The organism is Bacteroides sp. L008, assembly GCF_040812255.1.
Taxonomy (GTDB): Bacteria; Bacteroidota; Bacteroidia; order Bacteroidales; family Bacteroidaceae; genus Bacteroides; species Bacteroides vicugnae.
Map to the genome: position 1 here is coordinate 1,350,793 of NZ_JBFNXO010000001.1, position 20,344 is coordinate 1,371,136.

The 20,344-nt window shown below is 43.2% G+C and carries 18 protein-coding genes; 9 read left to right on the forward strand and 9 right to left on the reverse strand.

The genetic code is table 11. From position 1 onward, the window contains the following. Nucleotides 1–2 precede the first annotated feature (2 nt). Entirely contained in the window at nt 3–2,111 is a 2,109-nt protein-coding gene (locus tag AB3G73_RS05480) for an outer membrane beta-barrel family protein (protein ID WP_367743454.1), read from the reverse strand. 132 nt (nt 2,112–2,243) lie between these two features. On the opposite strand from AB3G73_RS05480, the gene AB3G73_RS05485 reads away from it, so the two are divergent. The 4 genes from AB3G73_RS05485 to AB3G73_RS05500 all read left to right on the forward strand — a co-directional run bounded on the left by AB3G73_RS05485 (nt 2,244) and on the right by AB3G73_RS05500 (nt 5,896). Then, a complete protein-coding gene (locus AB3G73_RS05485; protein ID WP_259023038.1) occupies nt 2,244–3,761 on the forward strand; it encodes a sensor histidine kinase KdpD in 1,518 nt (505 codons plus the stop codon). 12 nt (nt 3,762–3,773) lie between these two features. Beyond that, nucleotides 3,774–4,469 carry a response regulator transcription factor gene (locus AB3G73_RS05490; protein WP_004295780.1) on the forward strand — a complete coding sequence of 232 codons (696 nt, stop codon included), beginning with the start codon at nt 3,774–3,776 and terminating at the stop codon, nt 4,467–4,469. Nucleotides 4,470–4,492: 23 nt separating this feature from the next. Further along, nucleotides 4,493–5,266, forward strand: a complete 774-nt coding sequence (locus tag AB3G73_RS05495) for a hypothetical protein (RefSeq protein WP_367743458.1) — start codon at nt 4,493–4,495, stop codon at nt 5,264–5,266. Nucleotides 5,267–5,347: 81 nt separating this feature from the next. Then, on the forward strand, nt 5,348–5,896 hold the full coding sequence (locus AB3G73_RS05500) for an occludin (protein ID WP_234133589.1): 549 nt from the start codon (nt 5,348–5,350) through the stop codon (nt 5,894–5,896). 140 nt (nt 5,897–6,036) lie between these two features. Here AB3G73_RS05500 and AB3G73_RS05505 read toward each other — a convergent pair whose 3' ends face one another. Next, on the reverse strand, nt 6,037–7,044 hold the full coding sequence (locus tag AB3G73_RS05505) for an SDR family oxidoreductase (protein ID WP_320978981.1): 1,008 nt from the start codon (nt 7,042–7,044) through the stop codon (nt 6,037–6,039). A gap of 203 nt (nt 7,045–7,247) precedes the next feature. On the opposite strand from AB3G73_RS05505, the gene AB3G73_RS05510 reads away from it, so the two are divergent. Continuing rightward, the gene (locus AB3G73_RS05510; protein WP_004295775.1) at nt 7,248–8,150 is read left to right on the forward strand and encodes an AraC family transcriptional regulator; all 903 of its coding nucleotides are present in this window, start codon (nt 7,248–7,250) and stop codon (nt 8,148–8,150) included. A gap of 30 nt (nt 8,151–8,180) precedes the next feature. Then, nucleotides 8,181–9,080 (forward strand): helix-turn-helix domain-containing protein, encoded by a 900-nt coding sequence (locus tag AB3G73_RS05515; protein ID WP_367743469.1) that lies wholly within the window; start codon nt 8,181–8,183, stop codon nt 9,078–9,080. A 255-nt stretch (nt 9,081–9,335) separates the two neighbouring features. Here the strand turns inward: AB3G73_RS05515 and AB3G73_RS05520 are convergent, their stop codons facing one another. Continuing rightward, entirely contained in the window at nt 9,336–10,505 is a 1,170-nt protein-coding gene (locus AB3G73_RS05520; protein ID WP_367743473.1) for an RtcB family protein, read from the reverse strand. 138 nt (nt 10,506–10,643) lie between these two features. Between AB3G73_RS05520 and AB3G73_RS05525 the strand changes: the two genes are divergently transcribed. From AB3G73_RS05525 to AB3G73_RS05535, 3 genes are all read left to right on the forward strand, one after another. Beyond that, on the forward strand, nt 10,644–11,555 hold the full coding sequence (locus tag AB3G73_RS05525; protein WP_367743477.1) for an NAD(P)-dependent oxidoreductase: 912 nt from the start codon (nt 10,644–10,646) through the stop codon (nt 11,553–11,555). Between the two features lie 410 nt (nt 11,556–11,965). After that, on the forward strand, nt 11,966–12,244 hold the full coding sequence (locus tag AB3G73_RS05530) for a LysO family transporter (protein ID WP_004303461.1): 279 nt from the start codon (nt 11,966–11,968) through the stop codon (nt 12,242–12,244). Then, nucleotides 12,241–12,861 (forward strand): lysine exporter LysO family protein, encoded by a 621-nt coding sequence (locus AB3G73_RS05535; protein ID WP_148366921.1) that lies wholly within the window; start codon nt 12,241–12,243, stop codon nt 12,859–12,861. Before AB3G73_RS05530 ends, AB3G73_RS05535 begins: the two co-directional genes overlap by 4 nt. A 27-nt stretch (nt 12,862–12,888) precedes the next feature. Here AB3G73_RS05535 and AB3G73_RS05540 read toward each other — a convergent pair whose 3' ends face one another. From AB3G73_RS05540 to atpE, 6 genes are all read right to left on the reverse strand, one after another. Next, nucleotides 12,889–15,486: a helix-turn-helix domain-containing protein gene (locus AB3G73_RS05540; protein WP_367743488.1), complete on the reverse strand. Its 2,598-nt coding sequence runs from the start codon at nt 15,484–15,486 to the stop codon at nt 12,889–12,891. 857 nt (nt 15,487–16,343) lie between these two features. After that, nucleotides 16,344–17,255 (reverse strand): F0F1 ATP synthase subunit gamma, encoded by a 912-nt coding sequence (locus AB3G73_RS05545; protein ID WP_217723235.1) that lies wholly within the window; start codon nt 17,253–17,255, stop codon nt 16,344–16,346. A 39-nt stretch (nt 17,256–17,294) separates the two neighbouring features. Next, nucleotides 17,295–18,878 (reverse strand): F0F1 ATP synthase subunit alpha, encoded by a 1,584-nt coding sequence (gene atpA / locus AB3G73_RS05550; RefSeq protein ID WP_148366924.1) that lies wholly within the window; start codon nt 18,876–18,878, stop codon nt 17,295–17,297. Continuing rightward, nucleotides 18,878–19,438 carry a F0F1 ATP synthase subunit delta gene (locus AB3G73_RS05555; RefSeq protein WP_148366925.1) on the reverse strand — a complete coding sequence of 187 codons (561 nt, stop codon included), beginning with the start codon at nt 19,436–19,438 and terminating at the stop codon, nt 18,878–18,880. Before AB3G73_RS05555 ends, atpA begins: the two co-directional genes overlap by 1 nt. A 5-nt stretch (nt 19,439–19,443) precedes the next feature. Next, on the reverse strand, nt 19,444–19,947 hold the full coding sequence (gene atpF, locus AB3G73_RS05560; RefSeq protein WP_004295759.1) for a F0F1 ATP synthase subunit B: 504 nt from the start codon (nt 19,945–19,947) through the stop codon (nt 19,444–19,446). 102 nt (nt 19,948–20,049) lie between these two features. Further along, nucleotides 20,050–20,307 (reverse strand): ATP synthase F0 subunit C, encoded by a 258-nt coding sequence (gene atpE, locus AB3G73_RS05565; protein WP_004295758.1) that lies wholly within the window; start codon nt 20,305–20,307, stop codon nt 20,050–20,052. Nucleotides 20,308–20,344: the final 37 nt, after the last annotated feature.

A 20,344-nucleotide genomic window follows, 5' to 3' on the forward strand; every position in this document is an offset into this window, starting at 1 on the left:
ACTTATTTAAAGCGGGAAGTATCGACCTCTTCCCGCTTCTTCTCTTTGTACCCTCCGAATTTATAGTTAAACGAAATGCCGAATGTACGGGTGGTCCGCATATAGTGGTTTTTCACATTCTGCAATCCGTAACGGACTTGTGTCGAAATGGTGGAGGTATTGAACAGGTCGTCACACTTCAACGTCAATTGTGCTTTTCCTTTTGCAAAGGTGTAACGAAGCGCTGCATCCAGATTTCCCGAACGGGGAAGATCGAAAATTCCCTGTATGGCTTTATTTTGATAAAATCCGGTCAAGGTAAACTTTAAGTCGGGCTTGGTGGAAAGGGTGAATGTGTTGTTCATCGTCAAGACGAATGTATATAGTTTGCGGTCAAACGGGATATCCCAGAAATCACTGTCTTTCTGGCGATAACGAAAACCGATAGCGGTGAAACGGGAGTCCAGCCATTTTTTCACCTTAAAGGGAACTGTCATTACCAATCCGGCCTGTGATGAAAAATCAAAATTGAAGAATTTGTAAATCTCTACCAAGCGTTCCGGTGATTGGTAGAGGGTTTGCATTTGATTGTCTTTTGTATAGCTATAAAAGGCGGTAAAAACATACTTGCCTTTTAATATATAATTAAGGCTGGTTTCATAATTCGTGGCAGGTTTGAGATAAGGATTTCCTTGAATTTCAGAATATGCTCCCATGTAAGAGATTGCATTCTGTACGCTCCAGTATTCGGGATATTCCTTGTCACTACTCAATGAGAGCTGGAGGACATGTCCGGCAGCGGGTATATAAGTTAGATTAGCTACCGGGTACAGGCTCCATTCATTCCAGATATTTGTATGATATTGCTCCGCTGCCAGAGAAACATCGGCCGAGAGTTTTTCACCGAAGCTTTTACTTAGTCCGGCATACACATTCAGGGTTTGCTCGCGACGGCGGGAGGTCATGTTATTATCCGGTAACAGGTTGTCTGTTTCCGGGTCATAATACCTTTGATAACTATGGTCTAAAGCGGTCGTATAGGTTATGCCATAATTCAATCCCCAGCCTTTGCCCAAAGTATGTTCTTGTCCGGCATAGAAACGCCATTGATTGATTTGCTGCTTATCCCGGCTTAGGAAGTTCATCGTCTCTGCTCCCATCGTGCTATGTAATAGTTCGCTACCGGGAGAATGATAGGATGTAAATGCTACGCCTGCTTTCAGTCCGAAAGGGGTTTGATAATCTAATTTTGCATTATGGAGCTGGCTGTCTCCCTGTGAATCGGTAACGGAATTCTGTGCACCGGTAGCTATGGAATAATGCTTGGAATCGGTAAAGGCTGTTGTATAGACCAAGCTTAACAGATGATTTTCAGCGAAAGAGTAGTCCATTCCGAGGCGCATCTGATGAGTGTTGGTACGGGAAGTCATGATTTCATCCATATCCATCTGATGCACCGAACCATCGGCCAACGTGTGAAGTGCTTCTTTCTCCGTAATCCTTCGGTCGCGATCATAAGAGTAAGAGTAAAGAAGATCTGCAGAGAATTTACGTCCGGAGTACAGAAGACTTCCACGTTCTGCCAAAGATTCGTAGTGATGTTGATTCAAAGCTGTATAAAGTTCTCCTTGAAGGGAAGATGCCTGTCCTGTGCCGGGTGCTAATATCAGGTTAATCATCGGTCCGCGTACCTGATAGCGTGCCGGAGCGGAATACATCACCTCCGCCTTCTCGATCCGGCTGACAGGGATTGATTTTAATAAAGCGTCTAATTGCTCGACGGACAGTGTGGTAACTTTTCCGTTGATGACAACGGTAACTTTCTGTCCTCCCAACATCAGACTATTATTCATATTTACTATACCCGGAAGATTTTTCACAACATCATAGGCATTATCCACAGGCAGGTTACCTACCAGCCTCGGTACGTCATACACAAGTTTGCCTTGTTCGGCTTTCACTATCGGGCGTTCACCCGTAATCATTACTTCGGGCAATTCCTGAAACAAGCTATCCATATAACCTATATTCTTGATACTGTCGACAGGTTCCTGTGACTGTTGTCCGATTTGTGCTGTAGCAGATATCCACACGCAAAGAAGAGACATAAATAGTAAATTAATCCGTTTCATTTCGTCTTTATTTTTAGAATACGACAAAATACGGTAGAAAAAATGGATATTTGCGTTATCACTGGCTTATCTAGTGTTATTTAGTCTTATCAAAGAGAAGAATAAGAATAGTTTCCTATTATCTTTGTCAGTATGAAATTACCGCTAAAACATATCGTCATACTGGTTATCTGCTCGCTAATCGGAATTTTTGTTTATCAAGCTTATTGGTTGACAGGGCTTTACCGGTCGATGAAAATGGAAATGGAGAGCAATATCAGAGATGCAATGCGGACGAGTGACTTCAACGAGGTCGTGCTCCGGGTTAATGATTTGCAAAAAGATAATGTGGAACACGGTTCGCTAACGGTATCGGCCGGATATGATGCGGACGGCAATTCATTAGTGACCCAACAAACGATTTCTTATACGGATAGTAGCCGTCAGGATACGATACATTCCCGGACAGAAACTACCACAGACACGGTAAAAACCGTTGGCAATGCTTCTGAAGATTCCAAAGCTGTTGCAAGTAGCGAAAGCGGACTGGATGTATTATTGAAAAAGCAAGATTCGCTAAAGGAGTTGTTAATGAGTATTCAGCAGGGCATTCATTCAGGTGTGGACACTTATATAGATGTCAACCTGCAGCGATATGACAGTTTGCTCACCCATGTGATGAAAGAGCATAATCTTTCTATTCCTCATCACACTCTTTTGATTTATACAGGAACCAGTGCCGATTCTTCCATTGTATATACAGATACATTAGGTATTGCGGGAGATAGCAGTTATATTCCCAGTCCCAAGGCAATTCGCTATGACTATGAATTTAATATGCATCACAGCCAACGCTACCAACTGGTGTTCGAGCCGATCAATTCATTGGTATTAAAGCAGATGACAGGTATTCTGGTCACTTCATTTGTAATTCTTCTGATTCTCGGATTCTCTTTCTGGTTCCTTATCCGGACGCTCCTGAAACAGAAAACACTGGATGAAATGAAAAGTGATTTTACCAATAATATCACGCACGAATTAAAGACTCCCATTGCCGTAGCCTATGCGGCTAATGACGCATTACTGAACTTTAACCAAGCGGAAGAGAAAAGCAAGCGCGACCAGTATCTACGCATCAGTCAGGAGCAGTTGCAAAGGCTTAGCGGGCTGGTGGAACAGATTTTATCCATGGGAATGGAGCGTCGCAAAACGTTCCGTTTGCATCCGGAGGAAATCAACCTGAAGGAGCTGATTACTCCGCTCATGGAGCAGCACCAGCTAAAAGCGGACAAGCCTGTACATATCGAATTGGACATTAAACCGGAAACGCTTGTTATTGTTGCAGACCGTACGCATTTCAGCAACATCATCAGTAACTTGATAGATAATGCTGTGAAGTACTCGAAAGAGGAAGCCGAATTGTCTATTTCCTGCCGACAGACAGGGGGAACAGTAACCATCAGCGTTACCGACCGGGGAATCGGAATTCCACTTGATAAACAAAAGCATATATTTGATAAATTCTACCGGGTCCCGACGGGCAATCTTCATAATATAAAAGGTTACGGACTAGGACTGTTCTATGTCAAGAGCATGGTCGAAAAACATGGAGGGACTATCACCGTAAAGAGTGAACCGGACAAAGGAAGCACTTTTACCATTACTTTATAAACCCATAAAATCATGAGTAAAAACAAAATTACCGTATTACTGGTAGAAGACGAACAGACGCTCGCCATGATCATCAAAGATACACTTGAAGAAAATGATTTTATCATTCATACGGCGAATGACGGCGAGGAAGGACTAAGCCTTTTCTTCGAACTTCATCCGGATGTACTTGTAGCCGATGTGATGATGCCGAAAATGGATGGTTTTGAAATGGTACGTCGCATCCGCCAGACGGATAAACAGACTCCTGTCTTATTCCTGACTGCCCGTTCGGCCATCAATGATGTGGTGGAGGGGTTTGAACTCGGAGCGAATGATTACCTGAAAAAACCTTTCGGTATACAAGAGCTGATTATCCGAATCAAAGCACTGATGGGAAAGGCTTTTCTCTTCACAGAGAATAAGGTTGCCAATCATTTTGAGATAGGAAGTTATCTGTTTGATCCTGTTGCACAAACTTTATTACACGCAGGAACGAGACAGGAACTCTCTCATCGTGAATCGGAAATCCTAAAACGGCTTTGCGAGAACCGGAATCAGGTGGTCAACACGCAGGATGTCTTGCTCGAACTTTGGGGAGATGACAGTTTTTTCAATTCCCGAAGCTTGCATGTGTTCATTACCAAATTGCGGCATAAACTCTCGCAAGATGAACAGATACGTATTGTCAATGTACGGGGAATCGGTTATAAACTGATTGTCAACTAAACTCTTTAACACCGCAAAGTGCCATGAATAAAAGACAGTTCACAGGATTTATGTTTTTACTTTGTACCTGTACCGCATTTGCGCAACAGGTGGAAGTGAAAAAGGATAGCATCGGCCGTGCGGTTCTTCTACCACCGGAGCAAAAGCAGCCATTAAATATGGATAAGGAGGGATTCATCTTACCCGATATGAGTGTAACGCCGAACGACAGGAAGCCAACCATTCAAACGGATAGCATGACGCTTCATATATCTCCTCCCGAATTTATGGATACTCCCTGGCCTACTCCCAGACTGGGTACTTCTTTCGATCCTTTCAGCCGCGACTATAATCGGTCGGATATTTTCGGGATCAATGCTAACAGCTATTTAAGTACGTATAGTTTGCATAATACGTATCCTACCATGGGGACGCATATTCAGGTAGGTGCCATTTATACGTATGCCCCTAATGAACGATGGGAGTTTTCAGGTGGGCTGTTCAGCGCCAAGTATACAATACCTTCTTTTCAACATGGCGCCAGAAATGATTTTGGTTTTAGCGGTTCGGCTGCTTACCGGATTAATAATTTTCTACGTATACGGGCTTTTGGTGAATATTCTGTGAATGGAGAACGAAATGCTTCGCAGGGGTATCTCACTCCTATCTATCCGCAAAGCGGTTATGGCATGATTATTGAAATCAAGTTCAACGATTATATCGAACTCCATGGAGGCATGGAACGTTCATACAACCCGATGAAAAGGAAATGGGAGACGGCTCCTGTCATTTATCCGGTTATTAAATTGAAAAGATAATTTTTTTTCTAAGAAAACATAACGGAAGCGGATAGTCAGGTGGAAATTATCTATCTTTGTGATAAATCAACCTTTACGAAGATGAAAAAACTGATTCTATTTCTTTCGCTGATATTATCGGTCGGTTTTGCATCCGCACAGTCGGAAATTCCTTCCGATAGTATTCGTCGTGCTCCATCTACCAATATCAAAGAGTTTGGTGGTTTTCTGCTGGATATGGGGTTAATGAACGTAGCAACTCCCGAACTTCCCAAGTTTAATTTAGATATGCCTAATATGACGAAAGATTATAATCAGCTCTTTCGTTTAAACACGGATATTACCTATTCTCAAGGATTCACTGACTCCTTTTCTTCATCTTCTTACTCCGGGTTTTCCGGTTGGGGATACGGATATGGTTGGGGATTGTCTTCTTCTCCACAGTTTATGCAGATGGGATCTTTCAAACTGAAAAACGGAATGAGAATCAATACTTACGGAGATTACAACAAGGATGGCTGGCGGGTGCCTAACCGCAGCGCTATGCCTTGGGAAAGAAATAATTTTCGGGGAGCGTTCGAACTGAAATCTGCTAATGGTAATTTCGGAATACGAATTGAGGTGCAGCAAGGAAGAAATGCTCCTTATTAAATAATAATTAGGCACGGATTACACGGATTTCACGGTCTTTAGGGTTACCATTGCTGAAAAACAACCGCGTTAATCCGTGTAATCCGTGCCTAAAAAAATAGCAATTAATTAGTGGCAGGTAGTTATTAAAATCAGGAAAATCAGAAGGCTTTGTCTGCCGCACTGATTGCATTGGCTATACGGTCACACCACGAATCAAATTCCGGGTCAGGTGTTTGAGTTTCCGGATGAGAAAGCATATAATGTACAGCTTGCCGCAATCCGTCCGCCATGGAGATATGGCATATAAAATCCGGGACGAACCGCTTTATCTTCGAATTATCGAAAACAACCGTAGCTGCTTTATCTCCTAAGAGTTCCCCCCTGAAATCATAATGATCGCTATGTTTGGCAAGGAAATCGGATGCTACGTGCAATGCGTTCAGAGGTTTGCCTAACGCATCGGCGATTGTCTGGTAAATCTGATTCCAAGTCATACTTTCATCGGTAGTGATATGAAAAGCGTTCCCAATGGCATGTGGATTCGCCATCAGTCCGACATAGCCTTTGGCAAAATCTTTGGAGTGAGTCAGTGTCCACAAAGAGGAACCATCGCCGGGAATAATGACAGGCTTGCCGTCAAGAATCCGTTTGAGAATCTGCCAGTTTCCCTTATCTCCATGTACGGCTACGGGAGGTTTGGTTCCGTTATAGGTATGGCTGGGACGAACGATGGTCACCGGAAAGCCACTTGTCCGGTAGGCTGACATCAATACTTCTTCCGCTTCTATCTTGTTTCTGGAATACTGCCAGTAGGGATTGACCAGAGGGGTGCTTTCGGTAATGCGATAATCAGTCAATGGCTTTTGATAGGCAGAGGCACTGCTGATAAAGATGTATTGCCGCGTTTTATTCTGAAACAGACGGATATCACGCTTTACGTCTTCTGCCGTATAACCGATGAATTGTGCAACCACATCGTAATGTTCAAGTGCGATGGCTTTTGCCACAGCTTCTTCATCATTAATATCCGCAATGATACTGTGAATTCCTTCCGGCATTTTTTTTGAGCCGCGGTTAAGGAGAGTAATCTCCCACCCTCTCTGTTGCGCCAATGCAACTACATCTGTACTGATAGTACCCGTTCCTCCAATGAATAATGCTTTCATAAAACCTGTTTTTTATATTCTCCGTAGCAAATATATCAATTCCATGACTTACTTCCAGCAATCATTGCCATTTATTTTTCCGTCCGCAAGTTTATGTAGTATACAGATTACTGATTCTTGTACCCTTATTACTGATTTGAAGAATGAAATAAAAAAGATACCTCCAAATGTTTTATCTTTGTATCAGATTAATAACAAAGCATATGGATGAAATAACAAAAATTGAAACCGTCGATCAGTATGACCAGTTGTTTGGACTGGAAACATTGCACCCTTTAGTTAATGTAATCGACTTCTCAAAAGCTACCAAGTCGGTTGAGTATATCCGTATGAACATCGGATTCTATTGTCTGTTCTTGAAAGATGCCAAATGCGGGGATCTCACATACGGACGTAAGAATTACGATTATCAGGAAGGAACGGTTGTCTGCATGGCACCGGGACAAGTGAGCGGAATAGACAACCGTAACCGAACGGCTCCCCGTACCAAGTCGATTGGGGTTTTATTCCACCCCGATTTAATCCGTGGAACTTCATTAGGACAGAATATCAAAAACTATACTTTTTTCTCTTACGAGGTCAATGAAGCATTGCATCTTTCAGACCAGGAAAGAGAAATCGTAACCGATTGTATACATAAAATCCGGCTCGAACTGGAGCATACTATCGATAAGCACAGTAAGCAGCTCATTGTACGAAATATCGAACTGCTATTGGATTACTGTATGCGTTTCTACGAACGGCAGTTCATTACACGCAATCAGGCGAATAAAGATATAGTCGTTAAATTCGAGCAATTACTGGACGAATATTTCCAAAATCAGGTGGCAATGACCGAAGGACTGCCATCCGTGAAATACTTTGCAGACAAGGCATGCCTCTCTCCTAATTATTTCGGAGACCTGATAAAGAAGGAAACCGGAAAAACTGCACAGGAATATATCCAGTGCCGGATTATCGAACTGGCCAAAGAAAGAATACTGGAAGGTGTTCAAACTGTCAGCCAGGTAGCTTATGAACTGGGATTTCAATATCCACAGCACTTCAGCCGGTTATTTAAAAAGCATGTCGGCTGCACCCCGAACGAATATAAACAAAAAAACTAGAAGTATTTTAGATACAGGAGTCTCAACATCATGGGAGATAAAGTACTCAAAATAGGAACCGTGCATCAATGCAATTGTTGCCTGGGGAGTAAGACACTACACCCGCTGGTAAGTGTCATTGATCTTTCCAAGGCTGACTTGTCAGCTCATACGGGCATCAAGTTCGACTTTTATACGATTCTATTGAGTGAGTGTAAATGTGAAGCGTATATGTATGGTCACCAGTATTATGATTTTTCGGATGGTACTTTGCTCTGCCTTAGTCCCGGAGAGTCTATCAATATGAAGGAAAACAGTAAGAATTTTCCCTCTAAAGGATGGATATTGGCTTTTCATCCCGATCTGATTTGTGGCACTCCGCTCGGACTTCATATACATAACTATACTTTCTTCTCTTATCTGCCTGAAGAAGCATTACATATATCTTTGCGCGAGAAGCAAATCATCCTGGAGTTTATGGATAAAATAAACCAGGAACTCGAGCGTTGCATTGACCGCCATAGCAAGAAGATAGTTTCCAAGTATATAGAACTATTGCTGGATTACTGCGTCCGTTTCTACGAACGTCAATTCATTACACGTAATGAAGCGAATAAAACGATTATCAAACAATTCGATAAAATCATAAATAACCATTTCGAAACGAAACAGGTACCGTCTGTTGATATACTTTCACATAAGTATTGCGCGAACCTGCTTCATTTGTCTCCTGAATATTTCAACGACTTACTGGAGTATGAAACGGGAAAATCATTTAAAGAGTATATCGAATTCAAACGCTTCGAGATTGCCAAAGATTGGTTGGTAAATACTGATAAAACGATCAATCAGATAACGCAAGAGCTGGGTTTTCAGAATCCACAGTATTTCAGCCGGTTATTTAAGAAAATCACAGGTTGTTCTCCGAATGATTTCAGGATGCCTAATTGAAAGTATATGTAAAGGGATTAGAGGAGGATAAAGCAATCAAAAAGTCTTAATAAAAATTGAATTGGAATATCAATTTCTTAATCTATGTTATGAAACATACTTTTTTTCTTGGATTATTTGCTAAGTTGCCAAAAGTATGTACCTTTGCAATGTGTTTTTCATAGTATTAGATTTAAGGTTAACAAAGGTTGGAGCAAGGCGTTGCTCCTTTTTTTATGTCCATACGCTAGATACTCCTTTAAACATGGCATGACATTATCCCTTAATCACTGCCATTGGAGCCAGCTCTACCAACGGTTTCACCAAGTCCCGCTCATTCGCTATCACTTGCGCAATATCTTTATAAGCTCCCGGTGCTTCATCCAGTTCGTTCTGCGAACGAAGTCCGTGAATGATACCTTGCTGATCCATTCTTTCCTTCTCTTCATCCAGTGACAAACGGCGACAGGCATCCTTTCTTCCCATTAATCGACCTGCACCATGCGAACAGCTTTTAAAACTCTCCGGATTACCCAGTCCCTCAACAATATAGGATTTAGTACCCATAGATCCGGGGATAATACCAATCTCACCCTCATAGGCACGCGTAGCACCTTTTCGGTGTACAATCACATCCTGATCGAAGTGATTCTCCCAAGCGGCATAGTTATGGGCAATATTAATCATAGGTTCAAAGTCTGTTTCAGGTTTCACCGCTTGGATAGATTCGCAGATACGGTTCATCATCAACTGACGGTTGGCAAAGGCAAAAGCCACACAATAATTCATTTCACGGAAATAATCCTTTGCCATCTGTGTCTCCATTGGCAGGTAAGCCAGTCCCGGTACCATTGCAGAATACCATTTCTCATTCCAATACTGTGCAACCTTATTATAGTGATTGGCAACCTTCAAACCAATGTTACGGCTTCCGGAATGAATCATCACCCAGACGTCAGATGTCTCTGTATCTTTCTGAATCTCAATAAAGTGATTTCCTCCTCCCAAGGTTCCTATCTGCTTCAAACAAGCCTCGTACTGATTCTTCAAAACAGGCATCTCTTCAATGTCGAATCCTTGCGGAAGCAATTCCTGATCCTGCTTTTTATTCTGATGATCGAATCCCAAAGGAATAACTGCACGAATCTTCGACATAATGGAAGTCAAATCCGTATAACTAAAATCTTCCGCTTTTAGATTCGTTTTAATCGCACACATACCACAACCGATATCCACTCCCACAGCATTGGGAACAATCACGCCATTGGTAGCCAACACACCGCCAATAGGCATTCCTTTTCCCGCATGCGCATCAGGCATGATGGCAATATGTTTAAATGCAAAAGGCAGTGAAGTCAAATCCATAATCTGTGACATACAAGAATCCTCTACTTCATCCAACCAAAGTTTAGCGGGTAAACGTGTTCCCATAATTACTTTTTCCATACATCTTTTTTTTTATCAATTCATATAAATCTCGTTATCGGGAGCAAAGTAAGAAGGGAAGTACGAAATCTATTTGCGCAGTTGATATTATTTTTTATTTTTGTAGAAATAATCTATAACATCTATATATATAACCTAATGAAGAAGATATTAATTATCGGTGCCAACGGATTCACCGGACGCCAGATTTTAAACGATTTGTCTGCTTGTAAACAATATAAGGTAACGGGCTGCTCCCTGCATCCGGATATTCTTCCCAATAACGCGGAGGATTATCGTTTCGTCGAAACAGATATACGGAATGAAGCGGACGTTAAGCGTCTCTTCAAAGAGGTTCAACCCGATGTAATCATTAATTGCTCCGCCCTGTCCGTGCCGGACTATTGCGAAACGCATCACGAAGAAGCCTATCTTACCAATGTTACTGCAGTAGGCCAACTGGCTGATTTATGCGAAGAATACAAAAGCCGGTTCATTCATTTATCTACTGACTTTGTTTTTGATGGAAAGATAAACAAAGCTGCCGGACTGTTATACACAGAAGAAGATCTCCCTGCTCCGGTCAACTATTACGGATATACCAAATGGAAAGGAGAAGAGAGAGTGGCAGAAACTTGCAGCAGCTATGCCATTGTCCGTGTAGAAATTGTTTATGGCAAGGCACTGCCGGGACAACACGGTAATATTGTGCAGCTGGTAATGAACCGTTTGAAAGCCGGACAAGAAATACGTGTCGTGTCCGATCAATGGCGGACACCAACCTATGTTGGAGACGTTTCGGATGGAGTGCTACGTTTAATAGAACATACGACGAATGGCATCTTCCACATCTGTGGAGATGAATGTATGACCATTGCAGAGATTGCCTATCAGATAGCAGATTATATGAAACTCGACCGTTCTCTTATCCATCCTGCCACCACAGAAGAAATGAATGAAAGCACTCCCCGTCCCCGCTTCAGTGGCATGAGTATTGATAAAGCCCGGACAATGCTTGGATACAGGCCCAAAAAGTTAAAAGAGATTCTTACGAACTGGGATAATCTATAAGGGAAAGAGCACATAACCAACTTTTTACAACCATCTATCTCGTTCAGGATATTCCTTTCTCTCTTTCTCTTCATTTATTGCATATTTATTTTGAAAATATGCAATAAATAACTATCTTTGCACCAAATTCAAAAAAGACCAATGATGAATCAAACATTACAATTACATAACGCTACTCTTTTTCTTGCAGGAATACCAATTTTCTGTAAGTCCTGTTGCGTGCATGTGCATTGGTTCAGTGGATTCATCTAAATTTCCCAACTATTTCTTTACAGGAACTACCTGCTGACTTGTTTTGTTAGTCACAGCAGTATTCCTTTCTGATTTTCAAGTAGATGTAACATCTTCTTTGAAAATTCCTTTGTGTGTTGTCAATCATCAGTTTAACCTAACCCAAAATATATACAATTATGTTCTCTATTATATCTACCATGTTTTTAGGAATCGGCATCGGCTATGTATTGCGTAACTGGAGTATTCTGCAGAAGACAGAAAAGACAATTTCTCTTACAATATTCCTGTTGCTCTTTATTCTCGGTGTATCTATCGGTTCTAATAGTCTGATTGTGAACAATCTTGGTAAGTTCGGATGGCAAGCCATCGTTCTTGCTGTGTCCGGTGTATTGGGAAGCCTGATTGCTGCCCGTTTGGTACTACAATTATTTTTCAGGAAAGGAGGTGAACAATGAAAGGAAGTCTGATCGTTATAGTATTCTTTTTTGTAGGCTGTATCATGGGAGCTTTCAATAAGTTCGAGTTCGATACGCACACAGTTTCCATGTATATACTTTATGCATTAATGCTACAAGTGGGAATCAGCATCGGTTCCAATAAGAACCTGAAAGCCATTGTTTCACATTTACACCCTAAAATGTTGCTGATTCCATTGGGAACGATTATCGGTACGCTGTTATTCTCCGCTCTGGCAAGTTTGCTATTGCGTCAATGGAGCGTGTTCGACTGTATGGCAGTGGGAAGTGGATTTGCCTACTATTCACTTTCTTCCATCCTTATCACGCAGTTCAAAGAACCCTCCATCGGACTGCAACTGGCTACGGAACTGGGAACCATTGCCCTACTGACTAATATTTTCCGTGAGATGATGGCACTTCTTGGTACTCCGATCATCAAGAAGTACTTCGGGAAACTCGCTCCTATTTCAGCAGCAGGAGTCAACTCGATGGATGTACTGCTGCCTTCCATCACCAGATATTCAGGAAAAGAAATGATTCCCATCGCCATTCTGCACGGTATTCTGATTGACATCAGCGTTCCCGTTTTCGTTTCTTTCTTCTGTAATCTTTAACCCTGTCCGGGATAATAACTTTATTTATTAATGCCCGGAAACAGCCAATACAAACTTGATATCAGCATAGGAGACATCGTCTCCTAATGCTACCTTTATAGCGAATATTCCCATGTATTCATGTTCATCCAAATACTTGCGAATCTTCGCTATATTTTCAGCTTTCACCACCTGCTCCACTTTGATCTTTCCCGAACGGACATAATGCTCCAGATGTCCGGCAATGGTTCCGGATACCAAATCACGAGCCTTGGCTATTTCATCTATATTCATTCCCTGACGGAACATTTCATAGCTAACCAACTTCGTATCTTTCTTCGCCTCCTTCTTTTTCTCCTTCTCCGCCTCTTTCTCCTGTTTCTCTGCCTCTTTCTGCAGCTTCGTCTTTCGTTGCCTTACCGTATCATCGCTATTACCGGAGGAGATTAACATATCCGTTATCTCCGGCCTCTCCAATTGATTCTCCGCCATATACTTGCGGATAATACCCAGAATTTCAAGCCCGTATTTCTCTACTCCTTTGGCTCCAAAATAAGGTATCGCCTCCAAAGCTCTTGGACTATCCGGTAGCAGATTCACAATTCCCATCAATGCTTTCTGTTGCATAATCACATAAGCAGGGACATTCATCTCCCTTGTTTTGGCTGTTCTCCATTCAGACAGGGCGCGATAAAGCTCCGGATGCAGAATATCCGTAGGAACTTCCACCTTTACCTTTTCAGCACTGCGCGTACGCTCTTTCCGTTCCTTGCGTTCTTTCTTCTCCTTCAAAGCCTTCGAAGAACCGGAGGACATAGAATCATCTTCAAGACTCAACATTACTTTAGCCTTCAACTTCAAATAATCCGTGATAGCAAACTTCCCTCCCGCAGACACAGCTTCCAACAAAGACTCTTTAATCCACAACGCATCATCCAGCGCCTGCATACGTTCTGCCAACAGCTTTCTCAACTCTTTATTATCAAGAGGCATATTAGTCTTATTGTACAAAGCCCGAACCGGTTCCAACTCCTTATGAAAATATCCGGCACCGGAACGAATCCGTTCCTGCAACTCCTCATTCGTCGCATAATCCTCACTCTCATGTATCAACCGGGTATACTGATTGCGGAAACGTTGGGACACCTCCACAATCTTCTCCTTAACATGGGGAGCCAACGCCTTATATTCAGCCAACTGCTTCGGAAAGAGCTTATACAAATCCTCATCCATAAGACGAAGCAACCGTTTATAAGCCTGATCGATTGAATAGAAATTAAACAAATCACTCAACAAATCAAAGAAATACGCCTTTTGCATATCATTCAACTGCTGGCTGCCCGGCTTATTCTGCTCCACCGCTTTGGTGAAATTATCCACCGTAGCATCACTTATTATGGCTTCCCTGCGCAAAGGAGACTCCAACACCATACCCTCCAGCGTCTTGCAACGACTCAAAGCCACATAAGTTTGCCCATGCGCAAAGGAATTCCGTGCATCAATAATGGCACGTTCAAACGTCAAACCCTGACTCTTATGTATTGTAATAGCCCACGCCAAACGAATAGGATACTGGCGGAACGTCCCTTCTATCACTTCAGTGATTTCCTTTGTCTCCTCATTCAACACATACTTATAATTCCCCCACTCTTCCGGCAACAACTGAAATTCGGATCTGTCTCCCTTACCACGCACCACAATACCCGTTTCATTAACCGCTACCACCTCACCAATCATACCGTTATAATACCGTTTCTCGGACGATGGATCATTCTTCAGGAACATAATCTGTGCTCCTTCCTTAATTGTCAGAAGTTTATCCGCAGGATACGAATATTCAGGAAAATCCCCCTCTATCTCGGCACTAAAATGATACGCCTTGCCGGGCAACGATGCCAGTTCGCGATCATTAACCCTCTGTGCCTGATTATTATGCGTCGTCAGACGAATATATCCCTCTTCTTTTTGCGGCTGAAAGCCGGGCTGATAACGACGGTTCAATTCATTCAACACTTCATCATCCGCCTTATTCTCCCGGATTTTATTTAATAAGGAAAGGAAGAACGTGTCACTCTGACGATATACTTTCTTGAGTTCAATCGTCATATATGCCGTTTCTTTCAAGGCATGACTTGCAAAGAAATAAGGAGTCTCATAATGCTTTCTCAACAACTCCCACTCATTATCTTTCACGACAGGCGCCAACTGTTGCAAATCGCCAATCATCAACAATTGCACCCCGCCAAAAGGTTTCTCTCTATCGCGATACCTCCGCAGAGTTGCATCCACCGCATCCAACAAATCGGCACGTACCATACTGATCTCATCAATAACCAGCAAATCCATACTACGGATAATATTCCGCTTTTCTTTACTGTAACGATAATGCGTCTGGGAAGAATTAAAGGTGGTTTCGGGCACAAAAGGAGCAAAAGACAACTGAAAGAAAGAATGAATCGTTACGCCTCCCGCATTGATGGCTGCAATCCCTGTCGGAGCCAATACGACCATGCGCTTGGGAGTATGTTCTTTCAATCGTCTAAGAAATGTCGTTTTCCCGGTTCCTGCTTTTCCGGTAAGAAATAAATGTGTGCCTGTATTTTCAATGAACTGCCAAGCAAGCTGCAGTTCCGGATTATTTTCCATGCTTTTTACAATTTTCGGTAAAGTTACTGAATATTCTTTTTCTTTCGTCTTGATACGAAAGAAAAAGAACCAAAAAGAAAGAATCAAGGCTGCGTTTTTCCGGCTACTCCGGTGCTTCCTCCGGCTAAAGGGCAGAAACTCGCTACGCTCAAACAGTCTGCCCTTTTTAACGCCGGAGAAATCACCTGCGCTTGACGCCGGAAAAACGAGGCCGGAAGACCTGCGGCGTGAAAGCCTTACAATGTGGAAAACTTTATTTACTAAAAACTCACTATATAAGAGAGGAATATAGAATAAAACTAATATAGCAAAAAGGATTTATAGAATAAAGACTTAACAAAATGAAAGTGAATGTAGCTAAAGTCCCAAATGAAAAGCTTAATAGAATAAAAAGCTAATAGAATGATAACCAATGTAGCCTAGTAATATAAAGAGACTTATAAAAGGTTCCCCCCCCTTATAAAAAAGCTTTGCTATATAAAAGCCGCAGACGTTATACGACTTAATATAGCAAAGCAGAACAATATATAATAAAATTACAAACGATATAACAGCGACTCACCAAAACAATACCAAACATATCGCACGTCTTCCCCCGCAAACTCCTCCAAAACAGCTTCCCCACAAACCTACCCTACATCCTGCAATACCTATCCTGCACCCCACCCCGCCAGGTTCCCCGGCCTACTTTTTTCTCCGTCAGGCGAGCGCCCGTAACGGAGCGTTAAGAAGGGCAGACTGTTTGAGCGTAGCGAGTTTCTGCCCTTTAGCGAAGTGAAGGAAGCGAGTAGGAGAAAAAAGTCAGCCTTGAATTTTTCTTTGCTTCTTTCTTTTGTTTCAAGACAAAAGAAAGAAGATTACTTCATGGAGCCCCCCACAATATCCAGCAATTCGTTTGTAATCGCCTGCTGCCGACTCTTATTATACTGCTTCGTCAAATCCTGAATCAGCTCGTTTGCATTGTCCGTAGCCACTTGCATAGCTAGCGTACGTGCAGCGTGTTCCGATGCATTGGAGTCGACAGCAGCGGTAAAAATCTTCTGGCTCAATACAGTTGGGATTAAACTGGCGATTAATTCTTCCGCGTTTGGCTCGATGATATAATCATTAGCAATTTCGTTCTCCTGTATATCTTCCTTACCTCTGTTTCCCTCCTTGTTCCCGTCCTCTTCGCCAACCACATTCGTCAGATTAATAGGAAGATACGTCTCACGGAGAAGAATCTGTATCCCCATTGATTTGAAGTGATGATAGATTATTTCCACACGGTCTACCTCGCCTGCCACATACATATCCATCAGTCGGTGAGCCAGTTCGGCAGCCTCCTGATACGTCGGTTTGTCGGAGAGCGTCGGAGAAACCTCCTGCGGTTTGAAACCCATCCGTTTGGCAGCTTCATCCACCTTCTTACCTACCGGGAATATCAAGATATTATCCTGTCCTAAAGTACGAAATTCCCCGATAGTCTGCATCATCATTTTGATGACGTTGGCGTTGAAAGCACCACAAAGAGAAGTGTTCGAAGAAAAAACAACGATTGCTACACGCTTCACTTCACGCTCCTGCACATAAGGAGATTCGATAGGCAGGTCCGCGCTTAGGAAGTTAGTCAGAATCTTGTTCAACTTCTTCTGATAAGGCAGCATATTCTCAATGGCTCCTTGTGCCTTGTGTAATTTGGCAGAAGCCACCATCTTCATTGCTGAAGTGATTTTTCGGGTACTCTTGACCGAATTTATTCTGGTTTTTACTTCTTTCAGTGAAGCCATAGTGATAATTAAAAATTAATAATTAAAAATTAAAGGCGATCAGATAAATTGTTTAGCAACCATGGCAGCAGTCTCTTCGATAGCCTTGGTCACCTTATCGTCAATCACACCCGTTTTCAATACATCCAGTACATCCTCCTGATGATTCAGTTGCAAAGATTCGATGAAGCTACGTTCAAAGTCCTGCACCTTATCCAAGGGAACATCGTGGAGCAGTCCGTGTGTACCACAGTAGAGGATAGCAATCTGCTGCTCTACGGGCATCGGACTGTATTGAGGCTGAATCAACAGCTGGCCGTTCTTACGTCCCTTATCAATGGTCAATGCGGTAATCGGGTCCATGTCGCTGCTGAACTTGGAGAACGCTTCCAGTTCACGATACTGTGCCTGGTCGATCTTCAATGTTCCCGCCACTTTCTTCATGGCCTTAATCTGCGCGTTGCCACCTACACGGGATACAGAGATACCGACGTTGATAGCCGGACGCGTACCCTGGTTGAACAAGTCAGTTTCGAGGAATATCTGTCCGTCAGTGATAGAAATCACATTCGTCGGGATATAAGCCGATACGTCACCAGCTTGCGTTTCGATAATAGGCAATGCCGTAAGCGAACCACCGCCTTTGACAATACCCTTCAGACTTTCCGGAAGGTCGTTCATTTCGCGAGCCACTTCCTCCTGGCTGATAATCTTGGCAGCACGTTCCAACAGACGGGAGTGCAGATAGAAGATATCACCCGGATAAGCCTCACGACCAGACGGACGGCGGAGAATCAGAGAAACCTCACGATAAGCTACCGCCTGCTTGGAAAGGTCATCATAAACCACCAATGCATGACGACCGGTATCACGGAAATACTCGCCAATGGCAGCACCCGCAAAAGGAGCATAATACTGCAATGCAGCCGGATCACCAGCCGTAGCAGCCACCACAATCGTGTAGTCCAGTGCTCCGTACTCACGAAGCGTATTAACGATAGAAGCAACGGTAGAACCCTTCTGACCGATAGCCACATAAATACAATATACAGGATCACCTGCCAGGAAGTTACTGCGCTGGTTGATAATCGTATCAATAGCGATGGCAGTCTTTCCCGTCTGACGGTCGCCGATAATCAACTCACGCTGTCCGCGACCGATAGGAATCATGGCGTCTACCGCCTTCAATCCCGTCTGCAACGGTTGGTTCACAGGCTGACGGTAGATTACCCCCGGAGCTTTCCGTTCCAATGGCATATCATACAGTTCGCCGCCGATCAATCCTTTGCCATCGAGCGGTTCGCCCAACGGGTCGATCACACGTCCCAGCATACTCTCTCCTACACGGATGGAGGCGATACGTTTGGTACGCTTTACAACAAATCCCTCCTTGATCTTGTCCGTCGGCCCCAACAGTACAGCTCCCACGTTGTCCTCTTCGAGGTTCATCACAATTGCTTTGATACCATTGTCAAACTCCAGCAATTCATTGGCTTCGGCATTCCGCAGTCCATAGATACGCACTACGCCGTCGCTCACCTGGAGCACCGTACCAATTTCGTCAAGTTGCACATTAGCGTTGATTCCTTCGAGCTGCTTGCGCAATATATCAGATACTTCGCTTACTTTTATATTTTCAGACATTATACAATTCTCCTATTCTTATCAATAAATTGTTGTTTCACTCGCTTCAACTGCGTGGCAACACTTGCATCCAGCCGGTAGTCGTTGACATCGAAGATAAATCCGCCTTCAATAGAGGGATCTACCACCGTTTCCAGTTCCATCTGGGCATGCAAGATATGCTCTGCCGCAGAACGGATCCGGCTTTCCGTTTCCTTATTGACAGGAACGGCTGTAATCAACTTGCCTATTCCGATGTGCTTCAGTTTCCGGTAAAGATCCAGATACATCAGGCTGATAAATTGCAGATAGCCTTCACGCCTGTTGCGCAGTACCAAAGTGATAAAACGGACAAACTCTCTGGTCGATTTTCCGTCACCATCGGCAGCTGTGCAGACTAACGCCAACTTCTCCTTGAATGAGATGACAGGATTATCAAGCGCTTCACGCAGACCGGGCAGTTCACAAAAGCTGTGTGACAGAGTCAAAAACTCCTGATACAACCTATCCTCCATACCTTTTTCCTGTGCGTATTCAATGATGGCTTTCGCATAACGCATTGAGAGTATTCCGACTTCCATCTTCCTTAGTTCTTATTCGGGGTTAGTACTTCATCCAGCATACGGTCGATCATACCCATCTGTGCTTCCTTGTCCTCAAGACTCTTGCGGAGCACTTTCTCGGCGATGTCCACAGAAAGCACGGCTACCTGGCGACGGATGTCGCGGATGGCTTCGTCTTTCTCTATCTGGATTTGTTGTTTCACCGCATCCAGTTCTTTTTGTGCGGCAATTTCGGCTTGTTTACGGGCCTCGTGAACAATCTTGTCACGTTCTTCCATTGCTTCCCTCAAGATGCGTCCTTGTTCTTTGTTGGCAGCTGCCACCAATGCGTCGCCTTCTTCTTTCAGTTTAGACAACTGGGCATTAGCTTCTCTCGCCACCTCCAAAGACTGGTCGATATAAGTCTTGCGACCCTCCACCATCTTGATGATGACGGGGAAGCCGTATTTCGCCAATATCACGAACACAATCCCGAATGAGAGAAACATCCAGAACAGCAGGCCACTATCAGGTAATAGTAATGACATAATCTTTATTTACGATTTTACGATTTACAATTTACGATTTCGCGGCTGATCATGATTTGAAACATGGCTCACGCCTGCGAAATTCGCTTGTTATATGCCTGATTAGAGGAAGAACACCAACAGACAAACTACTACCGCCAACAAAGCCACACCTTCAATCAAGGCGGCAGCGATAATCATATTCATACGGATGTCCCCTGATGCTTCCGGCTGGCGTGCGATTGCTTCCATTGCCGAACCACCGATCTTACCAATACCCAAACCAGCTCCGATTACTGCAAGACCTGCACCGATAGCTGCACCTAATTTACTAACTCCTACTGCTGCTGCAGTGGCTTGTAACAATACTGATAGTAACATAATTTTCAGTTTTAAAATGGTTTATATTTTCTCTTGT

Excerpts from the sequence above, each read along its gene's own strand:
- AB3G73_RS05510 (WP_004295775.1), top strand. The coding sequence starts at position 7,248 with ATGGATGAAATAACAAAAATTGAAACCGTCGATCAGTATGACCAGTTG.
- atpF (WP_004295759.1), bottom strand. The coding sequence starts at position 19,947 with ATGTCATTACTATTACCTGATAGTGGCCTGCTGTTCTGGATGTTTCTC.
- atpA (WP_148366924.1), bottom strand. The coding sequence starts at position 18,878 with ATGTCTGAAAATATAAAAGTAAGCGAAGTATCTGATATATTGCGCAAG.
- AB3G73_RS05525 (WP_367743477.1), top strand. The coding sequence starts at position 10,644 with ATGAAGAAGATATTAATTATCGGTGCCAACGGATTCACCGGACGCCAG.
- AB3G73_RS05480 (WP_367743454.1), bottom strand. The coding sequence starts at position 2,111 with ATGAAACGGATTAATTTACTATTTATGTCTCTTCTTTGCGTGTGGATA.
- AB3G73_RS05555 (WP_148366925.1), bottom strand. The coding sequence starts at position 19,438 with ATGGAAGTCGGAATACTCTCAATGCGTTATGCGAAAGCCATCATTGAA.
- AB3G73_RS05520 (WP_367743473.1), bottom strand. The coding sequence starts at position 10,505 with ATGGAAAAAGTAATTATGGGAACACGTTTACCCGCTAAACTTTGGTTG.
- AB3G73_RS05485 (WP_259023038.1), top strand. The coding sequence starts at position 2,244 with ATGAAATTACCGCTAAAACATATCGTCATACTGGTTATCTGCTCGCTA.
- AB3G73_RS05545 (WP_217723235.1), bottom strand. The coding sequence starts at position 17,255 with ATGGCTTCACTGAAAGAAGTAAAAACCAGAATAAATTCGGTCAAGAGT.
- AB3G73_RS05505 (WP_320978981.1), bottom strand. The coding sequence starts at position 7,044 with ATGAAAGCATTATTCATTGGAGGAACGGGTACTATCAGTACAGATGTA.
- AB3G73_RS05530 (WP_004303461.1), top strand. The coding sequence starts at position 11,966 with ATGTTCTCTATTATATCTACCATGTTTTTAGGAATCGGCATCGGCTAT.
- AB3G73_RS05540 (WP_367743488.1), bottom strand. The coding sequence starts at position 15,486 with ATGGAAAATAATCCGGAACTGCAGCTTGCTTGGCAGTTCATTGAAAAT.
- AB3G73_RS05495 (WP_367743458.1), top strand. The coding sequence starts at position 4,493 with ATGAATAAAAGACAGTTCACAGGATTTATGTTTTTACTTTGTACCTGT.
- atpE (WP_004295758.1), bottom strand. The coding sequence starts at position 20,307 with ATGTTACTATCAGTATTGTTACAAGCCACTGCAGCAGCAGTAGGAGTT.
- AB3G73_RS05535 (WP_148366921.1), top strand. The coding sequence starts at position 12,241 with ATGAAAGGAAGTCTGATCGTTATAGTATTCTTTTTTGTAGGCTGTATC.
- AB3G73_RS05490 (WP_004295780.1), top strand. The coding sequence starts at position 3,774 with ATGAGTAAAAACAAAATTACCGTATTACTGGTAGAAGACGAACAGACG.
- AB3G73_RS05500 (WP_234133589.1), top strand. The coding sequence starts at position 5,348 with ATGAAAAAACTGATTCTATTTCTTTCGCTGATATTATCGGTCGGTTTT.
- AB3G73_RS05515 (WP_367743469.1), top strand. The coding sequence starts at position 8,181 with ATGGGAGATAAAGTACTCAAAATAGGAACCGTGCATCAATGCAATTGT.